The following is a 22,140-nucleotide window of genomic DNA, read 5'->3' on the forward strand; positions in this document are numbered from 1 at the left end:
CCGCGCCGGAGCGCACCGCCGATGTGGATCGACACCCATTGCCATCTGGACGCGGCCGAGTTCGATGAGGACCGCGACGCGGTGGTGGCAGGCGCCGCCGCGGCCGGTGTCGGCGGCATCGTGCTGCCGGCGGTGGCGGTGTCGAACTTTGCCGCGGTGCGCGCGCTGGCGCATCGCCATCCGGCCTGCGTCTACGCGCTGGGCGTCCATCCGCTATGCACGACCGGGGCGGGGCAGTCCGACCTCGACGTACTGCGGCGCGAGGTCGAGGCCGCGCTGCCCGATCCCCGCTTCGTCGGCATCGGCGAGATCGGGCTCGATTTCTTCGTGCCGGGCCTCGATGCGCAGCACCAGACCTGGCTCTATATCGAGCAGTTGAAGATCGCGCGCGAATTCGATCTGCCGGTGCTGCTGCACGTCCGCAAGTCGCAGGACCAGGTCGCCGCGCAACTGCGGCGCGTCGGCGTGCGGCGCGGCATCGCGCATGCCTTCAACGGCAGCACGCAGCAGGCAGAGCGCTTCGTCGAGCAGGGCTTCAAGCTCGGCTTCGGCGGCAATCTGACCTTCAGCCGGGCGCGGCAGATCCGTCGGCTGGCGGTGGAGCTGCCGCTCGAGGCGCTGGTGCTCGAGACCGATGCGCCGGACATTGCCCCATCCTGGCTGACCGACGACCAGTTCGGCGAACAGCGCAAGGTACGCAACACGCCGGCCGAGGTGGCAGGCGTGGCGCGCGTGCTGGGCGAATTGCGCGGCATCGATGCCGAAGCGTTGGCCCGGGCGACCTGGCGCAACGCGGTGGACGCGCTGCCTCGTCTGGCGGCCTTTGCGGCCGCCATGGCCCCAACCTCCGCCGTGACGGACTGACAAGTTTCGGGCCGCCGCCCGGCGGTATAAACGCAGGCATCGTCAACCTCGAACGAGGACGAGCATGTCTGCGGTCCTTCCGGTCCCTCCGGTCCTTGCAGTCTTTCCCGACGCGGCGTTGCCGGCGCGGCGATGCGCCTGACCCTGTGCGCCTTCGTGGCGGGTTGCTGGCTGGTGCAGCAGTTGCCCGCGCTGCCGGCCGCTTCGCTGAGCCTGGGAGCCGCGCTGGCGGGGCTCGGCGTGCTGCTTGCGCTGTCGCCGCTTGCCGAGCACCGGTCGCGGTCCGCCGCCGCGCCCTTGCATTCTTCCCCGCTTGTCTTCCGTGCCCGCTTGCTGACGACCGTGCTCGCCGCGGCGATGCTTGGCGCGGCCTGGGCGGCATGGCGTGCCGAGCGTCGGCTGGCGGAACGGCTCGTTGCCGACCTGGAGGGCGTGACGCTGTCGCTGACCGGCGTGGTGTCCAGCCTGCCGACGGGCAATGGCAATGGCAGTGGCAATGGCAATGGCCAGGGCATGCGTTTCCACTTCACCGTCGACGGCAAGCGGCCGGTCGGTTTGCCCGCGCTGCTGTCGCTCGGCTGGCAACAGGCGCCGCCCGATCTGCTGCCCGGTACACGGCTGGCGCTGACCGTGCGGCTGAAGCGGCCGCACGGCCTGGCCAATCCGCATGGCTTCGACTACGAGTACTGGCTGCTGCAGCGAGGCATCGGTGCGACCGGCTACGTGCTGGCAAGCCGCCCCGCCGCGCAGGTGCCGCTGCGGCCTGCCTGGCGCATCGCGCGCTGGCGGGCCCGGATGCGCGCGCGCATGCTGGCCGCGATGCCGCCCGATGCGCCGTTCGCCGGCGTGCTGGTAGCGCTGGCGATCGGCGACCAGAGCGGCATCGCCGCCGAACAGTGGCGCTGGTTCACCCGCACCGGGATCGGCCATCTGGTCAGTATTTCGGGTCTGCATATCACGATGGTTTCCGGGCTGGCCGGGGCGCTGGCGCGGGCGCTGTGGCGGCGCTCGTTCGGCGTGGGCAGATGGCTGCGGCGGCCGTTGCCCTTGCGATGTCCCGCGCAGCGCGCGGCGGCACTGGTCGCGGTCGCCGCCGCGTTGGCCTATGGCCTGCTGTCCGGCATGGAAGTGCCGGCGCAACGCACGGTCGCGATGGTGTCCGTGGCCGCGCTGGCGCTGTGGTGGCAGCGCCGGCCGCCGGCCTCGCTGGTGCTGGCCTGGGCCGCTGCGGTGGCGCTCGCGCTGGATCCGTGGGCGGTGCGGGCGGCGGGATTCTGGCTGTCGTTCGGCGCGGTCGCCGCGATCTTTCTGGCGGCATCGCAGCGGACCGTGGCGGCACCCGGCCACGACCCGTCGCGGCGGTCGGCCCGGCAGGCGCGCTGGCATGGCCTGCGTCGGCATCTGGCCGAGGCGGTGCGCACGCAATGGGCCGTCACCGTCGGGCTGCTGCCGCCCACGCTGCTGTTGTTCCAGCAGGTGTCGGTGGTGTCGCCACTGGCCAATGCGCTGGCGATTCCGCTGGTGAGCCTGCTGGTGACGCCGCTCGCATTAGGCGCGGCGCTGCTGGCCGTGTGGCCGGCGGACTGGCCGTTCGGCGCTGCCGTCGCCATGATGGCCGCGCTGCTGCTGACGCTGGCGCACCAGGCGATGGCATGGCTCGCCGCGGTGCTGGTCCGGCTCGCGGCGCCGAACTGGGCGGTCTGGCAGGCGGCGCGGCCTGACACGGTCGAACTGGCCCTGGCGATGCTCGGCACGGCGGTGCTGCTGGCGCCGCGCGCGTTCGGCTGGGGCTGGCGCGTGCATGGTGTGGTGTTGCTGATCCCGATGCTGTCCAGCGGTCGGGCACCGCTGCCGGCCGCGGCCTTCCGCGCTACCGCGCTCGACGTCGGGCAGGGCGCAGCGGTGCTGATCGAGACCCGCAGCCATCGGCTGCTGTACGACACGGGGCCGGCCTATGGTCCGGCAGACTCACCGCGGCCGAGCGCCGGCGAGCGGGTGGTGGTGCCGTTCCTGCGCGCGATCGGCGTGCACGCGCTCGATGCGCTGGTGATCAGCCACGAGGATGCCGACCACGCCGGCGGCGCGCGCGACGTCATGGCGGCGCTGCCCGTGCGGCGCATGTGGGCGTCCTTGCCGCGCGGCCATCCGCTATGGCAACTGCCGCCAGGTGTCGCGCCGGATGTCGGCGAGGTCTGTGCGGCGGGCATCGCGTGGCAATGGGACGGCGTACGCTTCGAATTGCTGCATCCGTTGCCGGGGCAGGGCGACGACGCGGCGATCGGCAGCAATGCGCGCAGTTGCGTGCTGCGGATCTCGAGCCCGCATGCGGCGATGCTGCTGGCCGGCGATATCGACCGCGACGCCGAGCTGGCGATGGTGGGGCGCCTGCCGCCCGATGCCTTGCGTGCGGACCTGCTGCTGGTGCCGCACCATGGCAGCCGCACGTCGTCCAGCGACGAGTGGCTCGACGCGGTCGCCCCTACGGCGGCGGTATTCCAGCTCGGTTACCGCAACCGCTACCGGCATCCGCATGCGCAAGTGTGGGCGCGCTATGGGCGCCGCGGCATTGCGCGTTACCGCAGCGATCGCACCGGCGCGGTCGAACTGCTCGCCGATCGGAACGGCATCGCGATCGCGTCGTTCCGGCAGCAGGCGCGGCGCTACTGGCGGCCGGCGCCCGATGCGCCGGAGTGAGGGTTGGGCGCTGGCTGATCCTTGCTTATGCCTGCTAGCGCCTGGCGGCGCGACGCGCAACGGGCTTTGCTGCCGCCTTGGTTGCCGCCACCGTCGCCGCCTTCGATGCCGCCTTCGCCGCGGACTTTCCCGCCGGACGTGCATTGCGCCGCGTCTTTTCCCGCGGCACCGGTTCGAGCGCATGACTGGGCTCGGCGCTGGCGATGCGCCGCTCGCGCAGATGCGCCTTCGCGCGTTGCAGCCGGCCCGCCATCGTATCGGCCCGTGCCAGCGCGACGCCGGCGGCCAGCACATCGCCGAGCACCAGATGGCTGATGCGCGAGGTCATCGGCGTATAGACCTCGCTGTCTTCCTCGACATCGGAGAACACGCAGACGTCGGCGAGCGCGGCCAGCGGCGAGCCGCTGTGCGTCAGCGCCAGCACGCTGGCGCCGGCGCTGCGCGCCAGCGTGGCGGCGGTCAGCATGTCCCAGGTGCGGCCGCTGTTCGAGACCAGCACCGCGACGTCGCCCGGCGCCAGCAGCGCCGCGGACATGCTGAACACATGCGGATCGGAATAGGCGACGGTCGGCATGCCGAGGCGGAAGAACTTGTGCTGGATATCGAGCGCGACGATGCCGGAATTGCCGCAGCCGTAGAACTCGATGCGGCGTGCACCGGCCAGCAGCGCGATGCCGTGCTCGATCTGATCGGCCGACAGCGCATTGCGTACCGACATCAGTGTCGCGATGGTGCGATCGAACACCTTGCCGGCAATGTCGGCCGGCCGATCCTGCGGGTTCACGTCCTGATGCACGAACGGCGTGCCGGCGCCGACGGTCTGCGCGAACTGCAGCTTGAACTCGCGAAAGCCGTCGTAGCCCAGCGCCGCGCAGAAGCGCGCGATGGTCGGCTGCGACACGCCGGCGCGGCGCGCCAGTTCGGGCATCGACAGCCGGATCACGCTGGCGCCGTGGCGTGCCACGTAGTCGGCCAGGCGGCGTTCGGAAGGGCGAAGGGAGTCGTAGACGGCGAGGATGCGGTCGCGCATGAGGCGGAGAGGGTTGGGATTGGAATCGGAATATGTAGAGATTCTACTGGCCGGCCGAATGATCGGGCCGAACACACCGTGCCCGCAGTCGGGAATAACCCTGATCTCGTGCGAACGAAATCGGCGTTTTCCGCGGAATTTTTCCACGTCGCCAATGCATTGGCGCGAAACCGGGCTTCTGGAACGGCGTTGTCTTCCGGTAGAATGTAGAAATTCTACACAAACAAGCCGGCCGCGGAGCCGCCGATATCCTTGGCGCCGCCTCGGCACGCCGCCCCTGCCGAATGCCCCAGACTCTCGATCCCATCGTGCGCGAAGTCACCGAGCGCATCGTCCAACGCAGCCGCGCCAGCCGCGCCGCCTACCTGGAACGCTGCGCCCGCGCGCAGCGCGAACAGGGGCCGGCGCAGGGGCTGTCGTGCGCCAATCTGGCCCACGGCTACGCCGCGCTGCCGGCCGCCGACAAGCTGAAGCTGCGCGTCGAACATGCGCTCAATCTCGGCATCGTCACCGCGTACAACGACATGCTGTCGGCGCACCAGCCCTATGAACGCTATCCCGCGCTGATTCGCGCGGCCGCGCGCGAAGTCGGGGCGGTGGCCCAGGTGGCCGGCGGCGTGCCGGCGATGTGCGACGGCATCACCCAGGGCAACCCCGGCATGGAGCTGTCGCTGTTCTCGCGCGATGCGATCGCGATGGGCGCCGCGATCGCGCTGTCGCACAACACCTTCGATGCGGTGGTGATGCTCGGCGTCTGCGACAAGATCGTGCCGGGGCTGGTCATGGGCGCGCTGCAGTTCGGCCATCTGCCGGTGGTGATGGTGCCGGCCGGACCGATGGCCAGCGGCTTGCCGAACAAGGAGAAGGCGCGCGTGCGCCAGCTCTATGCGACCGGCCAGGTGGGCCGCGACGCGCTGCTCGAAGCCGAATGCCAGGCCTATCACGGCGCGGGCACCTGCACCTTCTACGGCACGGCCAACAGCAATCAGCTGCTGATGGAGATCATGGGCCTGCATCTGCCGGGCGCGGCCTTCGTGCCCCCGGAGGGCGGCCTGCGCGATGCATTGACGGCGGCCGCGGCGCAGCGCGCGCTGGCGCTGTCGGCGCGCGGCGACGGGTATCTGCCGATCTGCCGCATCGTCGACGAGCGCGCGGTCGTCAACGGCATCGTCGGTCTGCTGGCGACCGGCGGCTCGACCAATCACACGATCCACCTGGTGGCGATGGCGCGCGCGGCCGGCATCGCGATCGACTGGGACGACTTCGACCGGCTGTCGCGCGTGACGCCGCTGCTGGCGCGGGTCTATCCGAACGGCGCGGCCGACGTCAATCATTTCCACGCCGCGGGCGGTGTCGCCTTCGTGATCCGCGAACTGTTGAGCGCCGGCCTGCTGCACAACGATGTCGAGACCGTGGCCGGGCCGGGTCTGGCGCGTTATGCGCAGGAGCCGGTGCTGGAAGACGGTGCGCTGCGCTGGCGCGACGGCCCCGCGCAAAGCGGCGATGCGCAGGTGCTGGCGTCCATCGCCCGGCCGTTCGATCCCGAGGGCGGCCTGCGGCTGATGTCCGGCAATCTGGGGCGCGGCGTGATCAAGGTATCGGCCGTTGCGCCCGAGCACCGGATCGTCGAGGCGCCGGCGCGCGTGTTCGATTCGCAGCAGGCGCTGCAGGATGCGTTCACGCGCGGGGAACTGGACCGCGACGTCATCGTCGTGGTGCGCTTCCAGGGCCCGAATGCCAACGGCATGCCCGAACTGCACCGGCTGACGCCGCCGCTCGGCGCGCTGCAGGACGCCGGCCATCGCGTCGCGCTGGTGACCGACGGCCGCATGTCGGGCGCCTCGGGCAAGGTGCCCGCGGTGATCCACGTGGGACCGGAAGCGACGGCGGGAGGGCCGCTCTCGCGTGTGCGCGACGGCGACCTGCTGCGCGTCGACGCGGTCGCCGGCACGCTGCAGTGGCTGGGCGATCCGGCCGAGTTCGCGGCCCGCGCTCCCGCTGCACCGCCGCAAGATCCATTCGCCGACTTCAGCCTGGGCCGCGGCCTGTTCGGATTGTTCCGTCGCCACGCGCGCAGCGCCGAGCAGGGCGGCAGCGCGCTGGACCTCAGCGAGGCCGATGCGATGGCGGCGCCGGCGCCGCGCGCACTATAGTCGTGCTGTAGGGCGTACTTTCGGCAGCGGCTGCCGGACCATACCCGCCGTACCGTACCGAACCGTACCGCACCACACCGAATCAATCCCGAAGCCAGCCGGACCTCCGCGTCCGGCATCGACCGCACGCGCGAACCCGCCGGCGCGCGGTCAGACCAACAAGGACGGCCCGACCGTCCGATCCTGATCGATGGAGCAGACATGATCTATATCCTGATGGGCGTCTCCGGCAGCGGCAAGACCACGATCGGCTCGCTGCTGGCGCAGGCGCTCGATTGCGGCTTCCATGACGCCGACGAATTCCACAGCGCCGCCAACAAGGCCAAGATGGCCGCCGGCATTCCGCTGACCGACGAGGACCGCTGGCCCTGGCTCGATGCGATGCGCGCCGCCATCGACCAGGCCCGCGCCGAAGGGCGTCCGCACGTGTTCACCTGCTCGGCGCTGCGGCAGGTCTACCGCGACCGGCTGACGCCGCCCGACGGCGGGGTCAGCTTCATCTACCTGAAGGGGGATGCGGACGTGCTGCGCTCGCGGCTGTCGGGCCGCAGCGGGCACTTCTTCGATCCGAAGCTGCTGCAGAGCCAGCTCGATACGCTCGAGGAGCCGCGCGACGCGCTGGCGCTCGATATCCGCAAGCCGCCCGAGGAACTGGTGCGCCAGATCCTGGCCGAGCGGCCGCCGGTCTGCGGGGGCAAGCCGGTGCACTGAATTGGTGTCCGGGGCGGTGTCCCCGCGCCGCTTCACGGTGCTTTCCCCCGTTCAACCACTGGCAGACATCTTGCTTGAATGTCTGCCAAGGCACCTGGCCTCCTTCTCGGGGGCAGCGGCCGGACGTATGCTGTAGGAGTCAACATGCGCGGCGGCCAGTGGGGCGCCCGGCACTGGGGGAGGGCATCATGGCGGCGCCGTTTTTCGATGAAATGCTGGACTGGCGCGGCGATGCGCCCCCGACCATCGCCGCCGGACAGGCCTTGTCGCCCGAGGCGGTCCGGCCGCACTACCGGCAGTTCTCCGACTGGCTGGCGCGCCAGTCCGATGCCACCATGGCCAACAAGCGCGCCGAGGCCGATCTGGTGTTCCGTCGCGTGGGCATCACCTTCGCCGTCTATGGCGACAAGGACGAGGCCAACAGCGGCACCGAGCGCACGATTCCGTTCGACGTGATTCCACGGATCTTCCCGGCCGCCGAATGGGCGCTGCTGGAGAAGGGGCTGCGCCAGCGCGTGGCCGCGCTGAACCGCTTCCTCCACGACATCTATCACGGCCAGGACATCATCCGCGCCGGCGTGATTCCGCCCGAGCAGGTCTACGACAACGCGCAGTACCGGCCCGAGATGCTGGGCATCGACGTGCCGCGCGACATCTATGCGCATGTCGCCGGCATCGATGTGGTGCGCGCCGGCGAGGGCCAGTTCTATGTGCTCGAGGACAATCTGCGGGTGCCCTCGGGGGTCTCGTACATGCTCGAGAACCGCAAGATGATGATGCGGTTGTTCCCGGAGCTGTTCGCGCGCAACCGCGTCGCGCCGGTGGCCCACTATCCCGACCTGCTGCTCGACATGCTGCGCAGCGTGTCGCCGCAGGGCATGGCCGATCCGACCGTGGTGGTGCTGACGCCAGGCATGTACAACTCCGCCTACTTCGAGCATGCCTTCCTGGCCCAGCAGATGGGCATCGAACTGGTCGAGGGCAGCGACCTGTTCGTGCAGGACGACCATCTGTACATGCGCACCACGCAGGGGCCGCAGCGCGTCGACGTGATCTACCGCCGCGTCGACGACGACTTTCTCGATCCGCTGGTGTTCCGGCCCGATTCGACGCTGGGCGCGGCCGGGCTGCTGGCCGTCTATCGCGCCGGCAACGTCACGATCTGCAATGCGATCGGCACCGGCGTCGCCGACGACAAGTCGATCTATCCCTATGTGCCCGAGATGATCCGCTTCTATCTGGGCGAGGAACCGCTGCTGGCCAACGTGCCCACCCATATGTGCCGGCGCCCGGACGATCTGCAGTACGTGCTGGACCATATGGACGAGCTGGTGGTCAAGGAAACGCACGGGGCCGGCGGCTACGGCATGCTGGTCGGGCCGGCGGCGACGCGCGCGGAGATCGACGCGTTCCGCGAGGTGGTCAAGGCGCGGCCGCATCAGTACATCGCGCAGCCGACGCTGGCGCTGTCGACCTGTCCCACCTATGTCGAGGCCGGCATCGCGCCGCGCCATATCGATCTGCGGCCGTTCGTGCTGTCGGGCAAGGAGGTACGCATGGTGCCGGGCGGGCTGACGCGCGTCGCGCTGCGCGAGGGGTCGCTGGTGGTCAACTCTTCGCAGGGCGGCGGCACCAAGGACACCTGGGTGCTGGAACGCTGAGCCCCCGCACCGCTTCGTTGACCTCGCGACCTTCCGATCGGACCCCGGAGAGCCATCATGCTGAGCCGCACCGCCGACCACCTGTTCTGGATGGCGCGCTACACCGAGCGCGCCGAAAATACCGCGCGCATGCTGGACGTCAACTACCAGACCTCGCTGCTGCCGCAATCGCTCGAGGTGGCCGAGCAGGGCTGGTGGGCGATGCTCGACATCTCCGAGCTGACGCACGCGTTCGACCACAAGTACGGGCTGCTGTCGCGCGAGGACGTGATCGACTTCATGGTGCGCGACATGACCAACGCGTCGTCGATCATGAGCTGCCTGCGCGCGGCGCGGGAAAACGCACGGGCCGTGCGCGGCTCGCTGACCACCGAGGTGTGGGAAACGCTGAACACCACCTGGCTCGACGTGCAGCGGATGATCGCCGACGGCATGCTGCGCGACGATCCGTCGCAGTTCTTCGAATGGGTCAAGTTCCGCTCGCATCTGGCGCGTGGCGTGCAGTTCGGCACCATGCTGAAGGACGACGCCTTCCACTTCATGCGGCTGGGCACGTTCCTGGAGCGCGCGGACAATACCGCGCGGATCCTCGACGTCAAGTTCCAGGCCACCGGCAGCGAGAACGGCGGCAGCGAGCGGACCGAACAGGACTTCTATCACTGGGCCGCGGTGCTGCGCTCGGTATCGGGCTTCGAGGTCTACCGCAAGATCTACCGGACCGTGATCACGCCGGTGCGCGTCGCCGAACTGCTGATCCTGCGCCCCGACATGCCGCGCTCGCTGGTGTCGAGCATGGACGAGGTGGTGGCGATCCTGGCGCTGGTGCGCAACCAGCAATCGGCCGAGACCGAGCGGCAGGCTGGTAAACTGCATGCCGACCTCAAATACGCGCGCATCGACGACATCTACGCGGTCGGGCTGCACGCTTTCCTGACCAGCTTCCTGGAGCGCATCGGCGATCTGGGCAGCGGCATCAGCCGGGATTTCCTGGTGCCGCCGCTGGCAGCCTGAACCGGCGCCGCCGGATTTGTCCATGGATTCGCCCACGGACGCGCCAGGCGCACGGGCCGCGGCGGATCTGGCGGCGCAGCGCAACATGACCGTGAAATACCAGATCCACCATCGCACCGTTTACCGCTATGCCGAGCCGGTGATCCGCAGCGTGCACGAACTGCGGCTCGAGCCGCGCACCGGCCCGCTGCAGCGCGTGCACCAATGGCAGCTGTCGGTGCCCGGCAACCTGTCCGAGGCGCTCGACGGCTTCGGCAATATCGTCCATCAGTTCACGCTGGCGCGGCCGGCCGATACCATCACCATCGCCGCCAGCGGCGAGGTCGAGATCACGCCCGCCGCGGATGCCGACGGCTGCTTCGGCGACGCGCCGCCGCCGGGCGAGGCACGCGTGTCGCCGCTGTACTTCCGCAGCGGCACGCCGCTGACCAGCGCGCCGCCCGAGCTGAACGCGTTCGCCGCGCCGTATCTGGCCGCCGGCCATGAGCCCGCCGCGCTGCTGGCGCTGGCCCAAGGCATCGGTGAACGGGTGCGCTATCAGCCCAATGCCACCGACGTCGGCACCAGCGCCGCCGAGGCTTTCGCGCTCGGCGCCGGGGTCTGCCAGGACCAGGCCCAGGTGATGGTGGCCGCCTGCCGCGCCTTCGGCATTCCGGCGCGCTACGTCAGCGGCTATTTCTACGACCCGGCCGCGACCGAACTGGCCAGCCATGCCTGGGCCGACCTGTGCGTCGACACCGAGCGCGAGCGCTGGTGCAGCATCGACGTGACCCACGGCTGCTTCACCGACACCCGCCATATCCGCCTGGCGGTCGGGCGCGACTACCGCTCGGCCGCGCCAATCCGCGGCGTGCGCGAGGGCGGCGGCACCGAATCGCTGTCGGTGCAGATCGTCATCGAGCCGGCCTGATCCCCGCGCCGCCCCGCACGGGCGGCCGTTGCGGACCGTGACATGGGACGTGCGAAGGGCGCCCGCGAGGAGGGCGCTAGAATGCCGGGATGCTCCCCGCGCGTTCCGCCGCGCGCCATGTCACCAGAACAAGACAAAGTCATGACGTACTGTGTAGCCATGCGGCTCGATGCCGGCCTGGTATTCCTGTCCGATTCGCGCACCAATGCGGGCGTCGACGCGATCTCGACCGCCCGCAAGATGACGGTGTTCGAGGAGTCCGGCGACCGCGTCATGGTGTTGATGACCGCCGGCAATCTCGCGATCAGCCAGTCGATCCGCCAGATCCTGATGGAGAGCCGCGACAGCAAGCGTTCGCTGTGGACGGCCCGCGACATGTTCGAGGCCGCCTCGATCGTCGGCGACGCGGTGCGCCAGGTGCATCGGCGCGATGCCGATGCGCTGCGCGATGCCGGCATCGAGTTCAACGTCAGCCTGATCTTCGGCGGCCAGATCGGCCGCGAGCGGGTGCGCCTGTTCAATGTCTATGCGGCCGGCAATTTCGTCGAGGCGACGCCCGAGAACTGCTACTTCCAGATCGGCGAGGCCAAATACGGCAAGCCGATCATCGACCGCGTGGTCCATCCGTCGTTGCCGCTGGCCGAAGGGGCCAAGTGCGCGCTGATCTCGATGGACTCGACGCTCAAGTCCAATATTTCGGTGGGCCTGCCGCTCGACCTGCTGGTCTACGAGGCCGATTCGCTGCACGTCACGCGCTTTGCCACCATCGACGACCGCAACCCGTATTTCTGCATGATCCGCGAGACCTGGGGCCAGCGGCTGCGCCAGGTGTTCGGCGAGATCGACAACCCCGAATGGGATGCGGCCGCGAAGGTCGAGCATCCGCTGGCGCGGCAGGGAGAGGGCGACCGCTGGGGGCAGCCGGTGCGGGCGCGGCGCGAGCGTCCGCGCGAACCGCAGTGAGCGCCCCGGCAACGGCCTGCGCGGCGCCGGGGCCGGCGGGAAAACGGCGCGCGAGCGCACAGTCCGGCACGCCGATTCGGGGCGTCCATCCCGCCTCGCTCATGTATAATCCCGATTTCCCCGGCAAGCTCGGTTTATGACCAAATTCGTCTTCGTCACCGGTGGCGTCGTCTCTTCCCTCGGCAAGGGCATCGCTGCCGCCTCGCTCGCGGCTATTCTCGAGTCGCGCGGCCTCAAAGTCACCCTCCTCAAGCTCGATCCCTACATCAACGTCGACCCCGGCACGATGAGCCCCTTCCAGCATGGCGAAGTATTCGTCACGGAAGACGGCGCGGAGACCGACCTCGATCTTGGCCACTACGAGCGCTTCGTCTCGGCCAAGATGCGCAAGTCGAACAACTTCACCACCGGCCAGATCTACGAATCGGTGATCCGCAAGGAGCGGCGCGGCGAATACCTGGGCAAGACCGTGCAGGTGATTCCGCATATCACCAACGAGATCCAGGCGTTCATCGAGAAGGGCGCGGCCGCGTCGCACGAAGGCAAGGCCGACGTGGCGCTGGTCGAGATCGGCGGAACCGTCGGCGATATCGAATCGCTGCCGTTCCTCGAGGCCGCCCGCCAGATGAGCCTGCGCATGGGCCGCAACCACGCGGCCTTCGTCCATCTAACGCTGGTGCCGTTCATTGCCAGCGCCGGCGAGCTCAAGACCAAGCCCACCCAGCACTCGGTGCAGAAGCTGCGCGAGATCGGCATCTCGCCGACCGCGCTGCTGTGCCGCGCCGACCGGCCGATTCCGGACGACGAGCGCGCCAAGATTTCGCTGTTCGCCAATATCCCGCAGGAAGCCGTGATCTCGGTGTGGGACGTCGACAGCATCTACAAGATCCCGCAGATGCTCAACGAGCAGGGCCTGGACCGGCTGATCTGCGAGGAACTGCGCCTGGACCCGAAGCCGGCCGATCTGTCGATGTGGCAGAAGCTGGTCAACGCGCAGGAAAACCCCGAGCACGAAGTGACGATCGGCATGGTCGGCAAGTACGTCGACCTGACCGAGTCGTACAAGTCGCTGATCGAGGCGCTGCGCCACGCCGGCATGCATACCGCGACCCGCGTCAATATCGAATACATCGATTCCGAGGAACTGGAATCGGGCCACCTCGAAGTGCTCAAGCCCCTGGACGCGATCCTGGTGCCGGGCGGCTTCGGCAAGCGCGGCACCGAAGGCAAGATCCGCGCGATCCAGTACGCGCGCGAGAACAAGGTGCCGTACCTGGGCATCTGCCTGGGCATGCAGCTGGCGGTGATCGAGTTTGCACGCCATGTGGCCGGCATGCGCGACGCCAATTCGACCGAATTCAGCCTGGAAACCGAACACCCGGTGGTGGCGCTGATCACCGAATGGGTCGACCGCGACGGCAAGGTCGAGCAGCGCTCGGCCGATTCGGATCTCGGCGGCACCATGCGGCTGGGCGCGCAGCGCGTGCCGGTCAAGCCGGACACCAAGGCCGCGCAGATCTACGGCGCCGAGGTCAACGAGCGGCATCGCCATCGCTATGAGGTCAACAATCACTACGTGCCGCAGCTCGAGCAGGCCGGCATGGTGATTTCGGCCCGCACCCCGACCGAAAACCTGCCCGAGATGATGGAACTGCCGGCGCAGATGCACCCGTGGTTCGTCGGCGTGCAGTTCCACCCGGAATTCACCTCGACGCCGCGCGCGGGCCACCCGCTGTTCAAGGCCTACGTGGAAGCCGCGCTGGCCGGGCAACAGAAGCGCAAGGGCGCCTGAAGCGGGCGCCCAGCAGGAGAGCAAGATGAAATTGTGTGGATTCGACGTCGGCCTGGACCAGCCGTTCTTCCTGATCGCCGGTCCCTGCGTGATCGAGTCGGAGCAGATGGCCCTCGATACGGCGGGCCAGCTGAAGGCGATCACCGGCGAACTCGGCATCCCCTTCATCTACAAGTCCTCGTTCGACAAGGCAAACCGCTCGTCGGGCAAGTCCTTCCGCGGACTGGGCATGGAGAAGGGGCTGGAGATCCTGGCCACGGTCAAGCGCGAGATCGGCGTGCCGGTGCTGACCGACATCCACGAGATCGACGAGATCGCGCCGGTGGCGGCGGTGGTCGACGTGCTGCAGACGCCGGCCTTCCTGTGCCGGCAGACCGATTTCATCCGCGCCTGCGCGCAGAGCGGCAAGCCGGTCAATATCAAGAAGGGCCAGTTCCTGGCCCCGCACGACATGAAGAACGTCATCGACAAGGCCCGCGACGCCGCGCGCGAAGCCGGCCTGCCCGAGGACAGCTTCATGGCCTGCGAGCGCGGCGTGTCGTTCGGCTATAACAACCTGGTTTCCGACATGCGCTCTCTGGCGATCATGCGCGAGACTGGCGCGCCGGTGGTGTTCGACGCGACCCACTCGGTGCAGCTGCCCGGCGGGCAGGGCACCAGCTCGGGCGGCCAGCGCGAATTCGTGCCCGTGCTGGCGCGCGCCGCGGTGGCGGTCGGCATTGCGGGCCTGTTCATGGAGACCCATCCGGACCCGAGCAAGGCGATGTCGGACGGCCCCAACGCCGTGCCGCTGTCGCGCATGCGCGAACTGCTGGCCGTGCTGAAGGAGCTGGACACGCTGACCAAGCGCGCCGGCTTCCTCGAAGACAATTTCGGCTGGCCGGCCTGCGCCTGAGCGCGCAGCGCCCCACCGCCAACGGCTTCCCCGCCGATCACCGATTCCCGCACGTTGCCGCTGTCATGCGGCGGCAACGATCACAAGCACAAGATTCATCTGGAGATACGCATGGCCGCCGGCTACATCATCGCCTACGTCGACGTCACCGATCCGCAGCAGTACGAGCAGTACAAGGTCCTGTCCAGCAAGGCGATGCAGGAGCATGGCGCCGAGGTGCTGGTGCGCGGCGGCCGCACGGTCCCGCTCGAAGGCGAATGGGCGCCCACCCGCGTGGTGCTGTTGAAGTTCCCCAGCGTCGAGGCGGCGCAGGCGTTCTACGACGGCGAGACCTACCGCGCTGCCCGCAAGGCGCGCGAGCATGCCGCCAGGATGAACATGATCGTGGTCGAAGGCGTTTGAGCTTCGATCGCAGCGCTGCCTGAGGCGGGTCTGCCCGGCGCGGGTTGGCCCGACGCAGGCTTGCCCGCCGAGCGTGCAGCGCAGTACCAGACGCAGTGCACACACATACCGAGCTTCATCAGATCTAGATCAAGAGGAATCCATGAGTGCAATCGTAGATATCATCGGTCGCGAGGTTCTCGACTCGCGCGGCAACCCGACCGTCGAATGCGACGTTCTGCTCGAATCGGGCGTGATGGGCCGCGCCGCGGTGCCGTCGGGCGCGTCGACCGGCTCGCGTGAGGCGATCGAACTGCGCGATGGCGACAAGTCGCGCTATCTGGGCAAGGGCGTGCTGAAGGCGGTCGAGCATATCAACACCGAGATCTCCGAAGCCATCATGGGCCTGGACGCCTCCGAGCAGGCCTTCCTGGACCGCACGCTGATCGATCTGGACGGCACCGAGAACAAGAGCCGCCTGGGCGCCAACGCGATGCTGGCCGTGTCGATGGCGGTGGCCAAGGCCGCCGCCGAGGAAGCCGGCCTGCCGCTGTACCGCTACTTCGGCGGTTCGGGCGCGATGCAGATGCCGGTGCCGATGATGAACATCGTCAACGGCGGCGCGCACGCCAACAACAGCCTGGACATCCAGGAATTCATGATCATGCCGGTGTCGCAGAAGAGCTTCCGTGAAGCGCTGCGCTGCGGCGCCGAGGTGTTCCACGCGCTCAAGAAGATCCTGGCCGACAAGGGCATGTCGACGGCGGTCGGCGACGAAGGCGGCTTTGCGCCGAACTTCGCCTCGAACGAGGAATGCCTGAACACGATCCTGCAGGCGATCGAGAAGGCCGGCTACCGCGCCGGCGAGGACGTGCTGCTGGCGCTGGACTGCGCCTCGAGCGAGTTCTTCCGCGAGGGCGAGGACCTGTATCACCTGGAAGGCGAAGGCCTGACGCTGAATTCGACCCAGTGGGCCGACTACCTGGCCAATCTGTGCGACAAGTTCCCGATCGTGTCGATCGAGGACGGCATGGCCGAAGGCGACTGGGACGGCTGGAAGGTGCTGACCGACAAGCTGGGCAAGCGCGTGCAGCTGGTCGGCGACGATCTGTTCGTCACCAACACCAAGATCCTGAAGGAAGGCATCGAGAAGGGCATCGGCAACTCGATCCTGATCAAGATCAACCAGATCGGCACGCTGACCGAGACCTTCGCCGCGATCGAGATGGCCAAGCGCGCCGGTTACACGGCCGTGATCTCGCACCGTTCGGGCGAGACCGAGGACAGCACCATCGCCGATATCGCGGTCGGCACCAACGCCGGCCAGATCAAGACCGGCTCGCTGTCGCGCTCGGACCGCATCGCCAAGTACAACCAGCTGCTGCGCATCGAGGAAGACCTGGGCGATATCGCCAGCTATCCCGGCAAGAGCGCGTTCTACAATCTGCGCTAAGCCCGGGAGTCGGCGGGTGGGCGGCGGCTTCGGCCACCCCCCACCCGCCACACCCGCGACGCAATCGTCCGGTCGTCCGTTTCCTAATTGCCCATGCGCCTGATTACGCTGCTGTTGTTCGTGGTGCTGCTCGCGATCCAGTACCCCCTGTGGCTGGGCAAGGGCGGCTGGCTTCGCGTCTGGGAATTGAACAAGCAGGTTGGCGAGCAGACCGCGCGCAACGAACAGCTGAAGCGCCGCAACGCCAAGCTCGAGGGCGAGGTGCTGGACCTGCAGGACGGCACCGGCGCGGTCGAGGAACGGGCGCGCTACGAGCTCGGCATGGTCAAGGACGGCGAGGTGTTCATCCAGTTCGTGGCGCCGGCTCCGAAGGTCAGCGCCACGCCGCCGCTGCCGCCACCTCCGGCCGCGAAGCCGGGCGCCGGCGGGCACTGAGCGTCACGACTCGAGTCCCAGGCTCCCGCCTCGAGACTTCCGCCTCAAGACTTCCCCTTAAGACTCTTCACGAGCCCGGTTTCACCACCACCAGTACGGATAGCCGCCCCAGCCCCAATAGCCGGGCGATCCGATGCTGACGCCACCGCCCCAGCGGCCGCGGCCCCATCCCCCGTAGTACAGACTCCAGCTCGACAGCGGATACGCCGGATAGGCGTAGGGATAACCGTAGGTCGACGCACGCGCCCAGGCCTGCGCCTGCTGGTCGCGCGCGATCGCGGCTTCCTGGTCGCGCAGCACCTGCTTGTTCAGCGCGTCGAGCCGCTTGCGCTCCTCGGCGCTGAGCGGCGCCGCGGGCCCGGGCGAGGCGGCATCCGGCGCCAGCCGGGCGGTCGGCGGCGAACCGTTGATATCGCGCGGCAGATTGGCGGCGCACCCCGCGGCCAGCAGCGGCGCGGCCAGCAGTGCAACACGGATCGACGAAGGGATGGCCGGCATGATGACCTCCAGGCGGTGCGGGGAGAGCGGCAAGACTTTGTTGACTTTGATTTTAGTGAGCGCGCAAAGTTTGCGGCCCAGGGCGCCCTACAGGGTTTGTCCCCTCTCCCGCATGCGGGAGAGGGTCGGGGGAGAGGGCAGCGGCGGCGGATATGGCGGTGTGGCTTGAACCACCCCCTCTCCCCAACCCTCTCCCCCTGAGGGGGAGAGGGAGAACAACCGGGAGCTGATCAGGCTGGCGCGGTCGCGCTCAATGCCGATGCCCCGCGCCCTCGCCGACACCGGTCGGCATCGGCGCGCCGCTGAACAGTTGCGCGCAGTCGACCGGGTCGAAACGGTACTGCTGGCCGCAGAAGTCGCAGTGGATCTCCACCGAGCCGCGTTCGGCGACGATGTCGTCGACTTCGGCCTGGCCCAGCGACTGCAGCATGTTCGCCACCTTGGTGCGCGAGCACGAGCACTGAAAGCGCGGCGTGCCCGGTTCGAACACGCGCAGCCCGGCGTCCTGCAGATCCTCCCAGAACAGCCGCCGCAGCAACGTATCCGGCGTCTCGGCCAGCAGCTCCTCGGTCTTCAGCGTGGCGCCGAGCTGGCAGGCGCGGTCCCAGGTATCGAGATCCTGCGCGCGGCCATGGGCCGACAGCGGGGCGCCGGTCTCGCCGACCTGCGCCGGCGGGCGGCCGGGCTTGCCTTCCATCGTGCCGCCGTACGAGGGCAGCTTCTGCAGCAGCATGCCGGCGGCGACGCGGTCGTCGGCCGCCAGCCACAGCCGCGTGTCGAGCTGCTCGGACGCCTGCATGTAATGCTCGAGCACGGCGCTGATCGACCCCAGCGGGCCATGGGCGTCGGCCAGCGGCACGATGCCCTGGTAGGGCTGCTGGCCCGGCAGCTTGTCGTGCGGGTCCAGCGTGATGGCAAAGCGCCCCTGGCCGTGCACATTGACCAGCTCGGCCAGCGTGGCGTCGTCGGCGATCTCCACGCCTTCGGCCAGCTTGGCGGTGCCGCGCAGCGACAGGTCGGACAGGCATTCGACCACCAGCATCCGCACCGGCCCGTCGCCATGCAGCTGCATCACCAGCGCGCCGTTGAACTTCAGGTTGGCCGACAGCAGCGCCGCCGCGGCCATCATCTCGCCCAGCAGCCGGCGCACCGGTTCGGGGTAATGGTGGCGCTCCAGTGCTTCCTGCCAGGTCGATTGCAGCCGCACCAGCTCGCCGCGCACCGGGGCGGCGTCGAACAGGAATTTCTGCAGGGTGTCCGGGGTTTGGGTTTCAGTCACGATCATCCATCGGTGGGATCGGCCGGCGCGCGGGCGCTCAGTCGATGCGTTTCAATTCTGTCTTGTAGACGGCCTGGCGTGCCGCATACGTGTCGGTATTGCGGTAGAGGCCGGCCACTTCCTCGTCGCTCAGCTCGCGTATCGCCTTGGCGGGGGCCCCCAGAATCAGCGTGCGATCGGGGAACACCTTGCCTTCGGTCACGATGGCGCCGGCGCCGACCAGGCATTCCTTGCCGATCACGGCGCGGTTCAGCACCACCGCCTGGATGCCGATCAGCGCGCCTTCGCCGATCGTGCAGCCGTGCAGCATGGCCTGGTGGCCGATGGTGACGCGGTCGCCGATCGTCAGCGGGCAGCCCGGATCGGTATGCAGCACGGCGCCTTCCTGTACGTTGGTCGCTTCGCCGACGACGATCGGCTCGTTGTCGCCCCGGATCACCGCGCCCGGCCAGACGCTGGCTCGCGCCTTGAGCGTCACGTTGCCGATCACGGTAGCTTCCGCGGCCACGTAGGCGTCGGCATCGATGGAAGGCGCGGTCTCGCCGAGCTGGTAAAGCGACATGGGGTCTCCTGTACAGGGTTCGTTTCTAGATGGGGATGGCCGCCGGACCTTAAAGAGCGGGGCAGCAAAGGGCTCAAGCGCCACGCCGCCGCCGTGAGCGACGGGTGAGCCGTCCGGCCGGACCATGCCGGCAGGGCTCTACAATGGCGGCAGACCGGATTTTACGCCCATGCCTGCCTGCGCTGCCGAACCCGCCCCCGACCGCAATCCCGAGGGGCCGACCGATTCAGGTGCGATCTCTTCGCCGCTTTCCCTGCGCCACCGCGCGCTCGCCGTGCTGACGGAGCCCGATCCCGCCGCCAAGGCGGCCGCCGCCCGGGCATTGCGCGCCGCCGCTCTGGAGGCCGGCGACGACGCCATCGGCGCCGGCCTGACCGTCGAGGCCGTGGGCCCCGTGCCCGGCCGCCCGGCGCGGCCGGAGCTGGTGCCGCCGCAGAAGGTCGAGCGGCGCCGCTCGCTGCAGGATCCGGCGGGACGGGCGGTGCTGATCCACGCGCTCGCACATATCGAATTCAACGCGATCAATCTGGCGCTCGATGCGGTCTGGCGCTTCGCCGGCATGCCGGCGGCCTATTACCGCGACTGGCTGCAGGTCGCCGACGAGGAGGCGCTGCACTTCACGCTGCTCGCCGCGCATTTGCGCACGCTGGGCTACGCCTACGGCGATTTCCCGGCGCACAACAGCCTGTGGGAGATGGCGGACCGTACCGCCGGCGATGTGCTGGCGCGCATGGCGCTGGTGCCGCGCACGCTGGAGGCGCGCGGGCTGGATGCCTCGCCGGTGGTCCGCACGCGGCTGGCCGACGCGGGCGACGCCGAGGCGGCGGCCATCATCGACATCATCCTGCGCGACGAGGTCGGGCACGTGGCCATCGGCAACCGCTGGTATCGCTGGCTGTGCGAGCAGCGGGGGCTCGACCCGGTGTCGACCTACGCCGAACTGGCCGAGCGCCATCAGGCGCCCCGGCTGCGGCCGCCGTTCAATCTGGCGGCGCGCCGCGCGGCCGGTTTCGACGAGGACGAGCTGGCCTGGCTGACCGGCAGCGCCGGCTAGCCGCTGACGCTGCCGAGCGCCTGGCCGTTGCCGACGCGCGCGGCCTCGGCACGCTGGCGCGCCGCTTCTTCCTCCTGCAACCGCAGCACGCGGCGCTGGATCTTGCCGGTGGTCGTCATCGGCAGCTGATCGATGAAGGCGATCGCCTTCGGGTATTCGTACGGCGCCAGCTGTCCGCGTACATGCTGCTGCAGCTCGGCGATCAGCGCGGCTTCGGCCTCGGGCGAGCGTTGCACGCCCGGCGTCAGCACGATGAAGGCCTTGACGATTGCGCCGCGCTCGGGGTCCGGCGACGGCACCACCGCGCAGTTCGACACCGCCGGATGCTTGAGCAGGCAGTTCTCGATCTCGCTCGGGCCGATCCGATAGCCCGAAGACTTGAAGACATCGTCGGCACGGCCCTGGTACCACAGGTAACCGTCTTGATCGACGCGCGCGAGGTCGCCGGTGCGGCACCAGCGCAGGCCGTCGTACTCGAGGAATTTGCCTTCCGTGGCGGCCTCGTTCTTCCAGTAGCCGAGGAAAAAGACCGGATCCGGATGGCCGTGAATGTCGGTGGTGCACACCGCCACCTCGCCATCCTCGCCGGGCGGGCAGGGGCGGCCTTCGTCGTCGACCACGGCGACCCGGTGGCCCGGATAGGGCCGGCCCATCGAGCCGGGCCGCGCCGGCCAGCCCAGGCGATCGTCGTCGTATTGCGCGGTGCAATTGCCGACGATGTAGTTGATCTCGGTCTGGCCGAACATCTCGTTGACGATCACGCCGAACGCCTCGCGGCACCAGTCGAACACGGTCTGGCCGACCGCCTCGCCGGCGCTCATCAGCGCGCGCAGCCGCAGGTCGTAGCGCTCGCGCGGCGCCGGGCAGGCCTTCATCATCTGCTTGAGCGCGGTCGGGAACAGGAAGGTGTTGGTGACGCGATAGCGCTCCATCAGGCCGAAGGCGACCTCGGGCGAGAAGCGGCCCTGATAGCCGACGATAGGCTTGCCGAAATACAGCGCCGGCATCAGCGCGTCCCACAGGCCGCCGGTCCAGGCCCAGTCGGCCGGGCTCCAGAACACATCGTCGTCGTGCGGATACCAGTTCTGCGAGCAGACGAACCCGGTCAGGTTGCCGATCAGCGCGCGGTGCGGCAGCAGCGCGCCCTTGGGCGGGCCGGTGGTGCCGCTGGTGTAGATCAGCACGGCGGCCTCGTCGGCCTTGGTCTGCTCGGCGGTGAACGCGTCGGACTGGTCCGCCAGCGCCGCGTCCCAGTCGCGGTCGCCGCGGCCCGCGGCGTCGCCGACGGCGATCACGGCCTGCAGCGCCGGGCAATCGCCGCGCGCGGCGAGCAGATTGTCGATCGAGGTCTCGTCCGCGATCGCCACACAGGCCTCGCTGTGCTGCAGGCGATAGCCCAGCGCCTCGGGGCCGAACAGCATCGACAGCGGCATTGCGATCGCGCCGAGCTGGTAGACCGCCATATGGGCGATCACGGTCTCGATCCGCTGCGGCAGCACGATCGCCACGCGGTCGCCGCGGCGAACGCCGAGCGCGCGCAGCGCGTGCGACAGGCGGTTGGCGTCGCGCTGGATTTCGCCATAGCGATGCGCGGCGCGCCGGCCGTCCTCATGCTCGGTATGGACCGCGATGTTGTCGCGCGTGGCAGGGTCGCGCGCCCAGCGGCCGCAACAGGCTTCGGCGAGATTGAAGTATTCGGGAACGTGCCAGTGAAAGTCGCGGTAGAGCGCGGGATAGTCGTCGCGCCGGCTGTCCGGCAGCGAGGATGCGGCCATGGTGGTCTCCGTTCTTGTG

The 22,140-nt window shown here is 69.0% G+C and carries 19 protein-coding genes; 14 read left to right on the forward strand and 5 right to left on the reverse strand.

Annotation, left to right across the window (positions count from 1 at the left end):
* Positions 1 to 21: 21 nt before the first annotated feature.
* Positions 22 to 864 carry a TatD family hydrolase gene (locus J5T34_RS05110; RefSeq protein ID WP_208578891.1) on the forward strand — a complete coding sequence of 281 codons (843 nt, stop codon included), beginning with the start codon at positions 22 to 24 and terminating at the stop codon, positions 862 to 864.
* Between the two features lie 132 nt (positions 865 to 996).
* Positions 997 to 3,558, forward strand: coding sequence for a DNA internalization-related competence protein ComEC/Rec2 (locus J5T34_RS05115; protein ID WP_208578892.1), 2,562 nt, complete (start codon positions 997 to 999; stop codon positions 3,556 to 3,558).
* Positions 3,559 to 3,592: 34 nt separating this feature from the next.
* On the opposite strand, the gene J5T34_RS05120 is transcribed toward J5T34_RS05115, so the two are convergent.
* Positions 3,593 to 4,588: a MurR/RpiR family transcriptional regulator gene (locus tag J5T34_RS05120; protein WP_208578893.1), complete on the reverse strand. Its 996-nt coding sequence runs from the start codon at positions 4,586 to 4,588 to the stop codon at positions 3,593 to 3,595.
* A 284-nt stretch (positions 4,589 to 4,872) separates the two neighbouring features.
* On the opposite strand from J5T34_RS05120, the gene edd reads away from it, so the two are divergent.
* The 11 genes from edd (at position 4,873) to ftsB (ending at position 16,953) form a co-directional block, all read left to right on the forward strand.
* The gene (gene edd / locus J5T34_RS05125) at positions 4,873 to 6,741 is read left to right on the forward strand and encodes a phosphogluconate dehydratase (RefSeq protein ID WP_208578894.1); all 1,869 of its coding nucleotides are present in this window, start codon (positions 4,873 to 4,875) and stop codon (positions 6,739 to 6,741) included.
* Positions 6,742 to 6,942: 201 nt separating this feature from the next.
* Entirely contained in the window at positions 6,943 to 7,452 is a 510-nt protein-coding gene (locus tag J5T34_RS05130) for a gluconokinase (protein WP_208578895.1), read from the forward strand.
* Positions 7,453 to 7,640: 188 nt separating this feature from the next.
* A complete protein-coding gene (locus J5T34_RS05135; RefSeq protein ID WP_208578896.1) occupies positions 7,641 to 9,113 on the forward strand; it encodes a circularly permuted type 2 ATP-grasp protein in 1,473 nt (490 codons plus the stop codon).
* A 57-nt stretch (positions 9,114 to 9,170) separates the two neighbouring features.
* Positions 9,171 to 10,124 (forward strand): alpha-E domain-containing protein, encoded by a 954-nt coding sequence (locus tag J5T34_RS05140; RefSeq protein ID WP_208578897.1) that lies wholly within the window; start codon positions 9,171 to 9,173, stop codon positions 10,122 to 10,124.
* A gap of 91 nt (positions 10,125 to 10,215) precedes the next feature.
* Positions 10,216 to 11,034, forward strand: coding sequence for a transglutaminase family protein (locus tag J5T34_RS05145; protein ID WP_208579001.1), 819 nt, complete (start codon positions 10,216 to 10,218; stop codon positions 11,032 to 11,034).
* Between the two features lie 141 nt (positions 11,035 to 11,175).
* Positions 11,176 to 11,997: a peptidase gene (locus J5T34_RS05150; RefSeq protein WP_208578898.1), complete on the forward strand. Its 822-nt coding sequence runs from the start codon at positions 11,176 to 11,178 to the stop codon at positions 11,995 to 11,997.
* Between the two features lie 136 nt (positions 11,998 to 12,133).
* Complete coding sequence (locus tag J5T34_RS05155) at positions 12,134 to 13,789, forward strand: CTP synthase (RefSeq protein ID WP_174105813.1); 1,656 nt, start codon at positions 12,134 to 12,136, stop codon at positions 13,787 to 13,789.
* A gap of 25 nt (positions 13,790 to 13,814) precedes the next feature.
* Positions 13,815 to 14,684, forward strand: coding sequence for a 3-deoxy-8-phosphooctulonate synthase (gene kdsA, locus J5T34_RS05160; RefSeq protein WP_208578899.1), 870 nt, complete (start codon positions 13,815 to 13,817; stop codon positions 14,682 to 14,684).
* Positions 14,685 to 14,795: 111 nt separating this feature from the next.
* Entirely contained in the window at positions 14,796 to 15,086 is a 291-nt protein-coding gene (locus J5T34_RS05165; RefSeq protein ID WP_174105811.1) for a DUF1330 domain-containing protein, read from the forward strand.
* A gap of 142 nt (positions 15,087 to 15,228) precedes the next feature.
* Positions 15,229 to 16,518 carry a phosphopyruvate hydratase gene (gene eno, locus J5T34_RS05170; protein ID WP_006576077.1) on the forward strand — a complete coding sequence of 430 codons (1,290 nt, stop codon included), beginning with the start codon at positions 15,229 to 15,231 and terminating at the stop codon, positions 16,516 to 16,518.
* 93 nt (positions 16,519 to 16,611) lie between these two features.
* Positions 16,612 to 16,953, forward strand: a complete 342-nt coding sequence (gene ftsB, locus J5T34_RS05175) for a cell division protein FtsB (protein ID WP_208578900.1) — start codon at positions 16,612 to 16,614, stop codon at positions 16,951 to 16,953.
* A gap of 81 nt (positions 16,954 to 17,034) precedes the next feature.
* Here ftsB and J5T34_RS05180 read toward each other — a convergent pair whose 3' ends face one another.
* The 3 genes from J5T34_RS05180 to J5T34_RS05190 form a co-directional block, all read right to left on the reverse strand.
* On the reverse strand, positions 17,035 to 17,451 hold the full coding sequence (locus tag J5T34_RS05180) for a hypothetical protein (protein ID WP_208578901.1): 417 nt from the start codon (positions 17,449 to 17,451) through the stop codon (positions 17,035 to 17,037).
* Positions 17,452 to 17,701: 250 nt separating this feature from the next.
* The gene (locus tag J5T34_RS05185; protein WP_208578902.1) at positions 17,702 to 18,730 is read right to left on the reverse strand and encodes an Hsp33 family molecular chaperone HslO; all 1,029 of its coding nucleotides are present in this window, start codon (positions 18,728 to 18,730) and stop codon (positions 17,702 to 17,704) included.
* A gap of 37 nt (positions 18,731 to 18,767) precedes the next feature.
* Positions 18,768 to 19,292, reverse strand: coding sequence for a gamma carbonic anhydrase family protein (locus J5T34_RS05190; protein WP_208578903.1), 525 nt, complete (start codon positions 19,290 to 19,292; stop codon positions 18,768 to 18,770).
* A gap of 169 nt (positions 19,293 to 19,461) precedes the next feature.
* On the opposite strand from J5T34_RS05190, the gene J5T34_RS05195 reads away from it, so the two are divergent.
* Positions 19,462 to 20,346 carry a ferritin-like domain-containing protein gene (locus J5T34_RS05195; protein WP_208578904.1) on the forward strand — a complete coding sequence of 295 codons (885 nt, stop codon included), beginning with the start codon at positions 19,462 to 19,464 and terminating at the stop codon, positions 20,344 to 20,346.
* Here the strand turns inward: J5T34_RS05195 and J5T34_RS05200 are convergent.
* Positions 20,343 to 22,121, reverse strand: a complete 1,779-nt coding sequence (locus tag J5T34_RS05200; protein ID WP_208578905.1) for an acyl-CoA synthetase — start codon at positions 22,119 to 22,121, stop codon at positions 20,343 to 20,345. The two genes, J5T34_RS05195 and J5T34_RS05200, sit on opposite strands and share 4 nt — an antisense overlap.
* Positions 22,122 to 22,140: the final 19 nt, after the last annotated feature.

This window comes from Cupriavidus gilardii (assembly GCF_017598945.1).
GTDB lineage: Bacteria > Pseudomonadota > Gammaproteobacteria > Burkholderiales > Burkholderiaceae > Cupriavidus > Cupriavidus gilardii_E.

Bases quoted from the DNA above. Each gene is read 5' to 3' on its own strand.
- J5T34_RS05195 (WP_208578904.1), top strand. From the start codon at position 19,462: ATGCCTGCCTGCGCTGCCGAACCCGCCCCCGACCGCAATCCCGAGGGG.
- J5T34_RS05115 (WP_208578892.1), top strand. From the start codon at position 997: ATGCGCCTGACCCTGTGCGCCTTCGTGGCGGGTTGCTGGCTGGTGCAG.
- J5T34_RS05130 (WP_208578895.1), top strand. From the start codon at position 6,943: ATGATCTATATCCTGATGGGCGTCTCCGGCAGCGGCAAGACCACGATC.
- J5T34_RS05190 (WP_208578903.1), bottom strand. From the start codon at position 19,292: ATGTCGCTTTACCAGCTCGGCGAGACCGCGCCTTCCATCGATGCCGAC.
- ftsB (WP_208578900.1), top strand. From the start codon at position 16,612: ATGCGCCTGATTACGCTGCTGTTGTTCGTGGTGCTGCTCGCGATCCAG.
- eno (WP_006576077.1), top strand. From the start codon at position 15,229: ATGAGTGCAATCGTAGATATCATCGGTCGCGAGGTTCTCGACTCGCGC.
- J5T34_RS05140 (WP_208578897.1), top strand. From the start codon at position 9,171: ATGCTGAGCCGCACCGCCGACCACCTGTTCTGGATGGCGCGCTACACC.
- kdsA (WP_208578899.1), top strand. From the start codon at position 13,815: ATGAAATTGTGTGGATTCGACGTCGGCCTGGACCAGCCGTTCTTCCTG.
- J5T34_RS05150 (WP_208578898.1), top strand. From the start codon at position 11,176: ATGACGTACTGTGTAGCCATGCGGCTCGATGCCGGCCTGGTATTCCTG.
- J5T34_RS05180 (WP_208578901.1), bottom strand. From the start codon at position 17,451: ATGCCGGCCATCCCTTCGTCGATCCGTGTTGCACTGCTGGCCGCGCCG.
- J5T34_RS05200 (WP_208578905.1), bottom strand. From the start codon at position 22,121: ATGGCCGCATCCTCGCTGCCGGACAGCCGGCGCGACGACTATCCCGCG.
- J5T34_RS05110 (WP_208578891.1), top strand. From the start codon at position 22: ATGTGGATCGACACCCATTGCCATCTGGACGCGGCCGAGTTCGATGAG.
- edd (WP_208578894.1), top strand. From the start codon at position 4,873: ATGCCCCAGACTCTCGATCCCATCGTGCGCGAAGTCACCGAGCGCATC.
- J5T34_RS05165 (WP_174105811.1), top strand. From the start codon at position 14,796: ATGGCCGCCGGCTACATCATCGCCTACGTCGACGTCACCGATCCGCAG.
- J5T34_RS05155 (WP_174105813.1), top strand. From the start codon at position 12,134: ATGACCAAATTCGTCTTCGTCACCGGTGGCGTCGTCTCTTCCCTCGGC.
- J5T34_RS05135 (WP_208578896.1), top strand. From the start codon at position 7,641: ATGGCGGCGCCGTTTTTCGATGAAATGCTGGACTGGCGCGGCGATGCG.
- J5T34_RS05120 (WP_208578893.1), bottom strand. From the start codon at position 4,588: ATGCGCGACCGCATCCTCGCCGTCTACGACTCCCTTCGCCCTTCCGAA.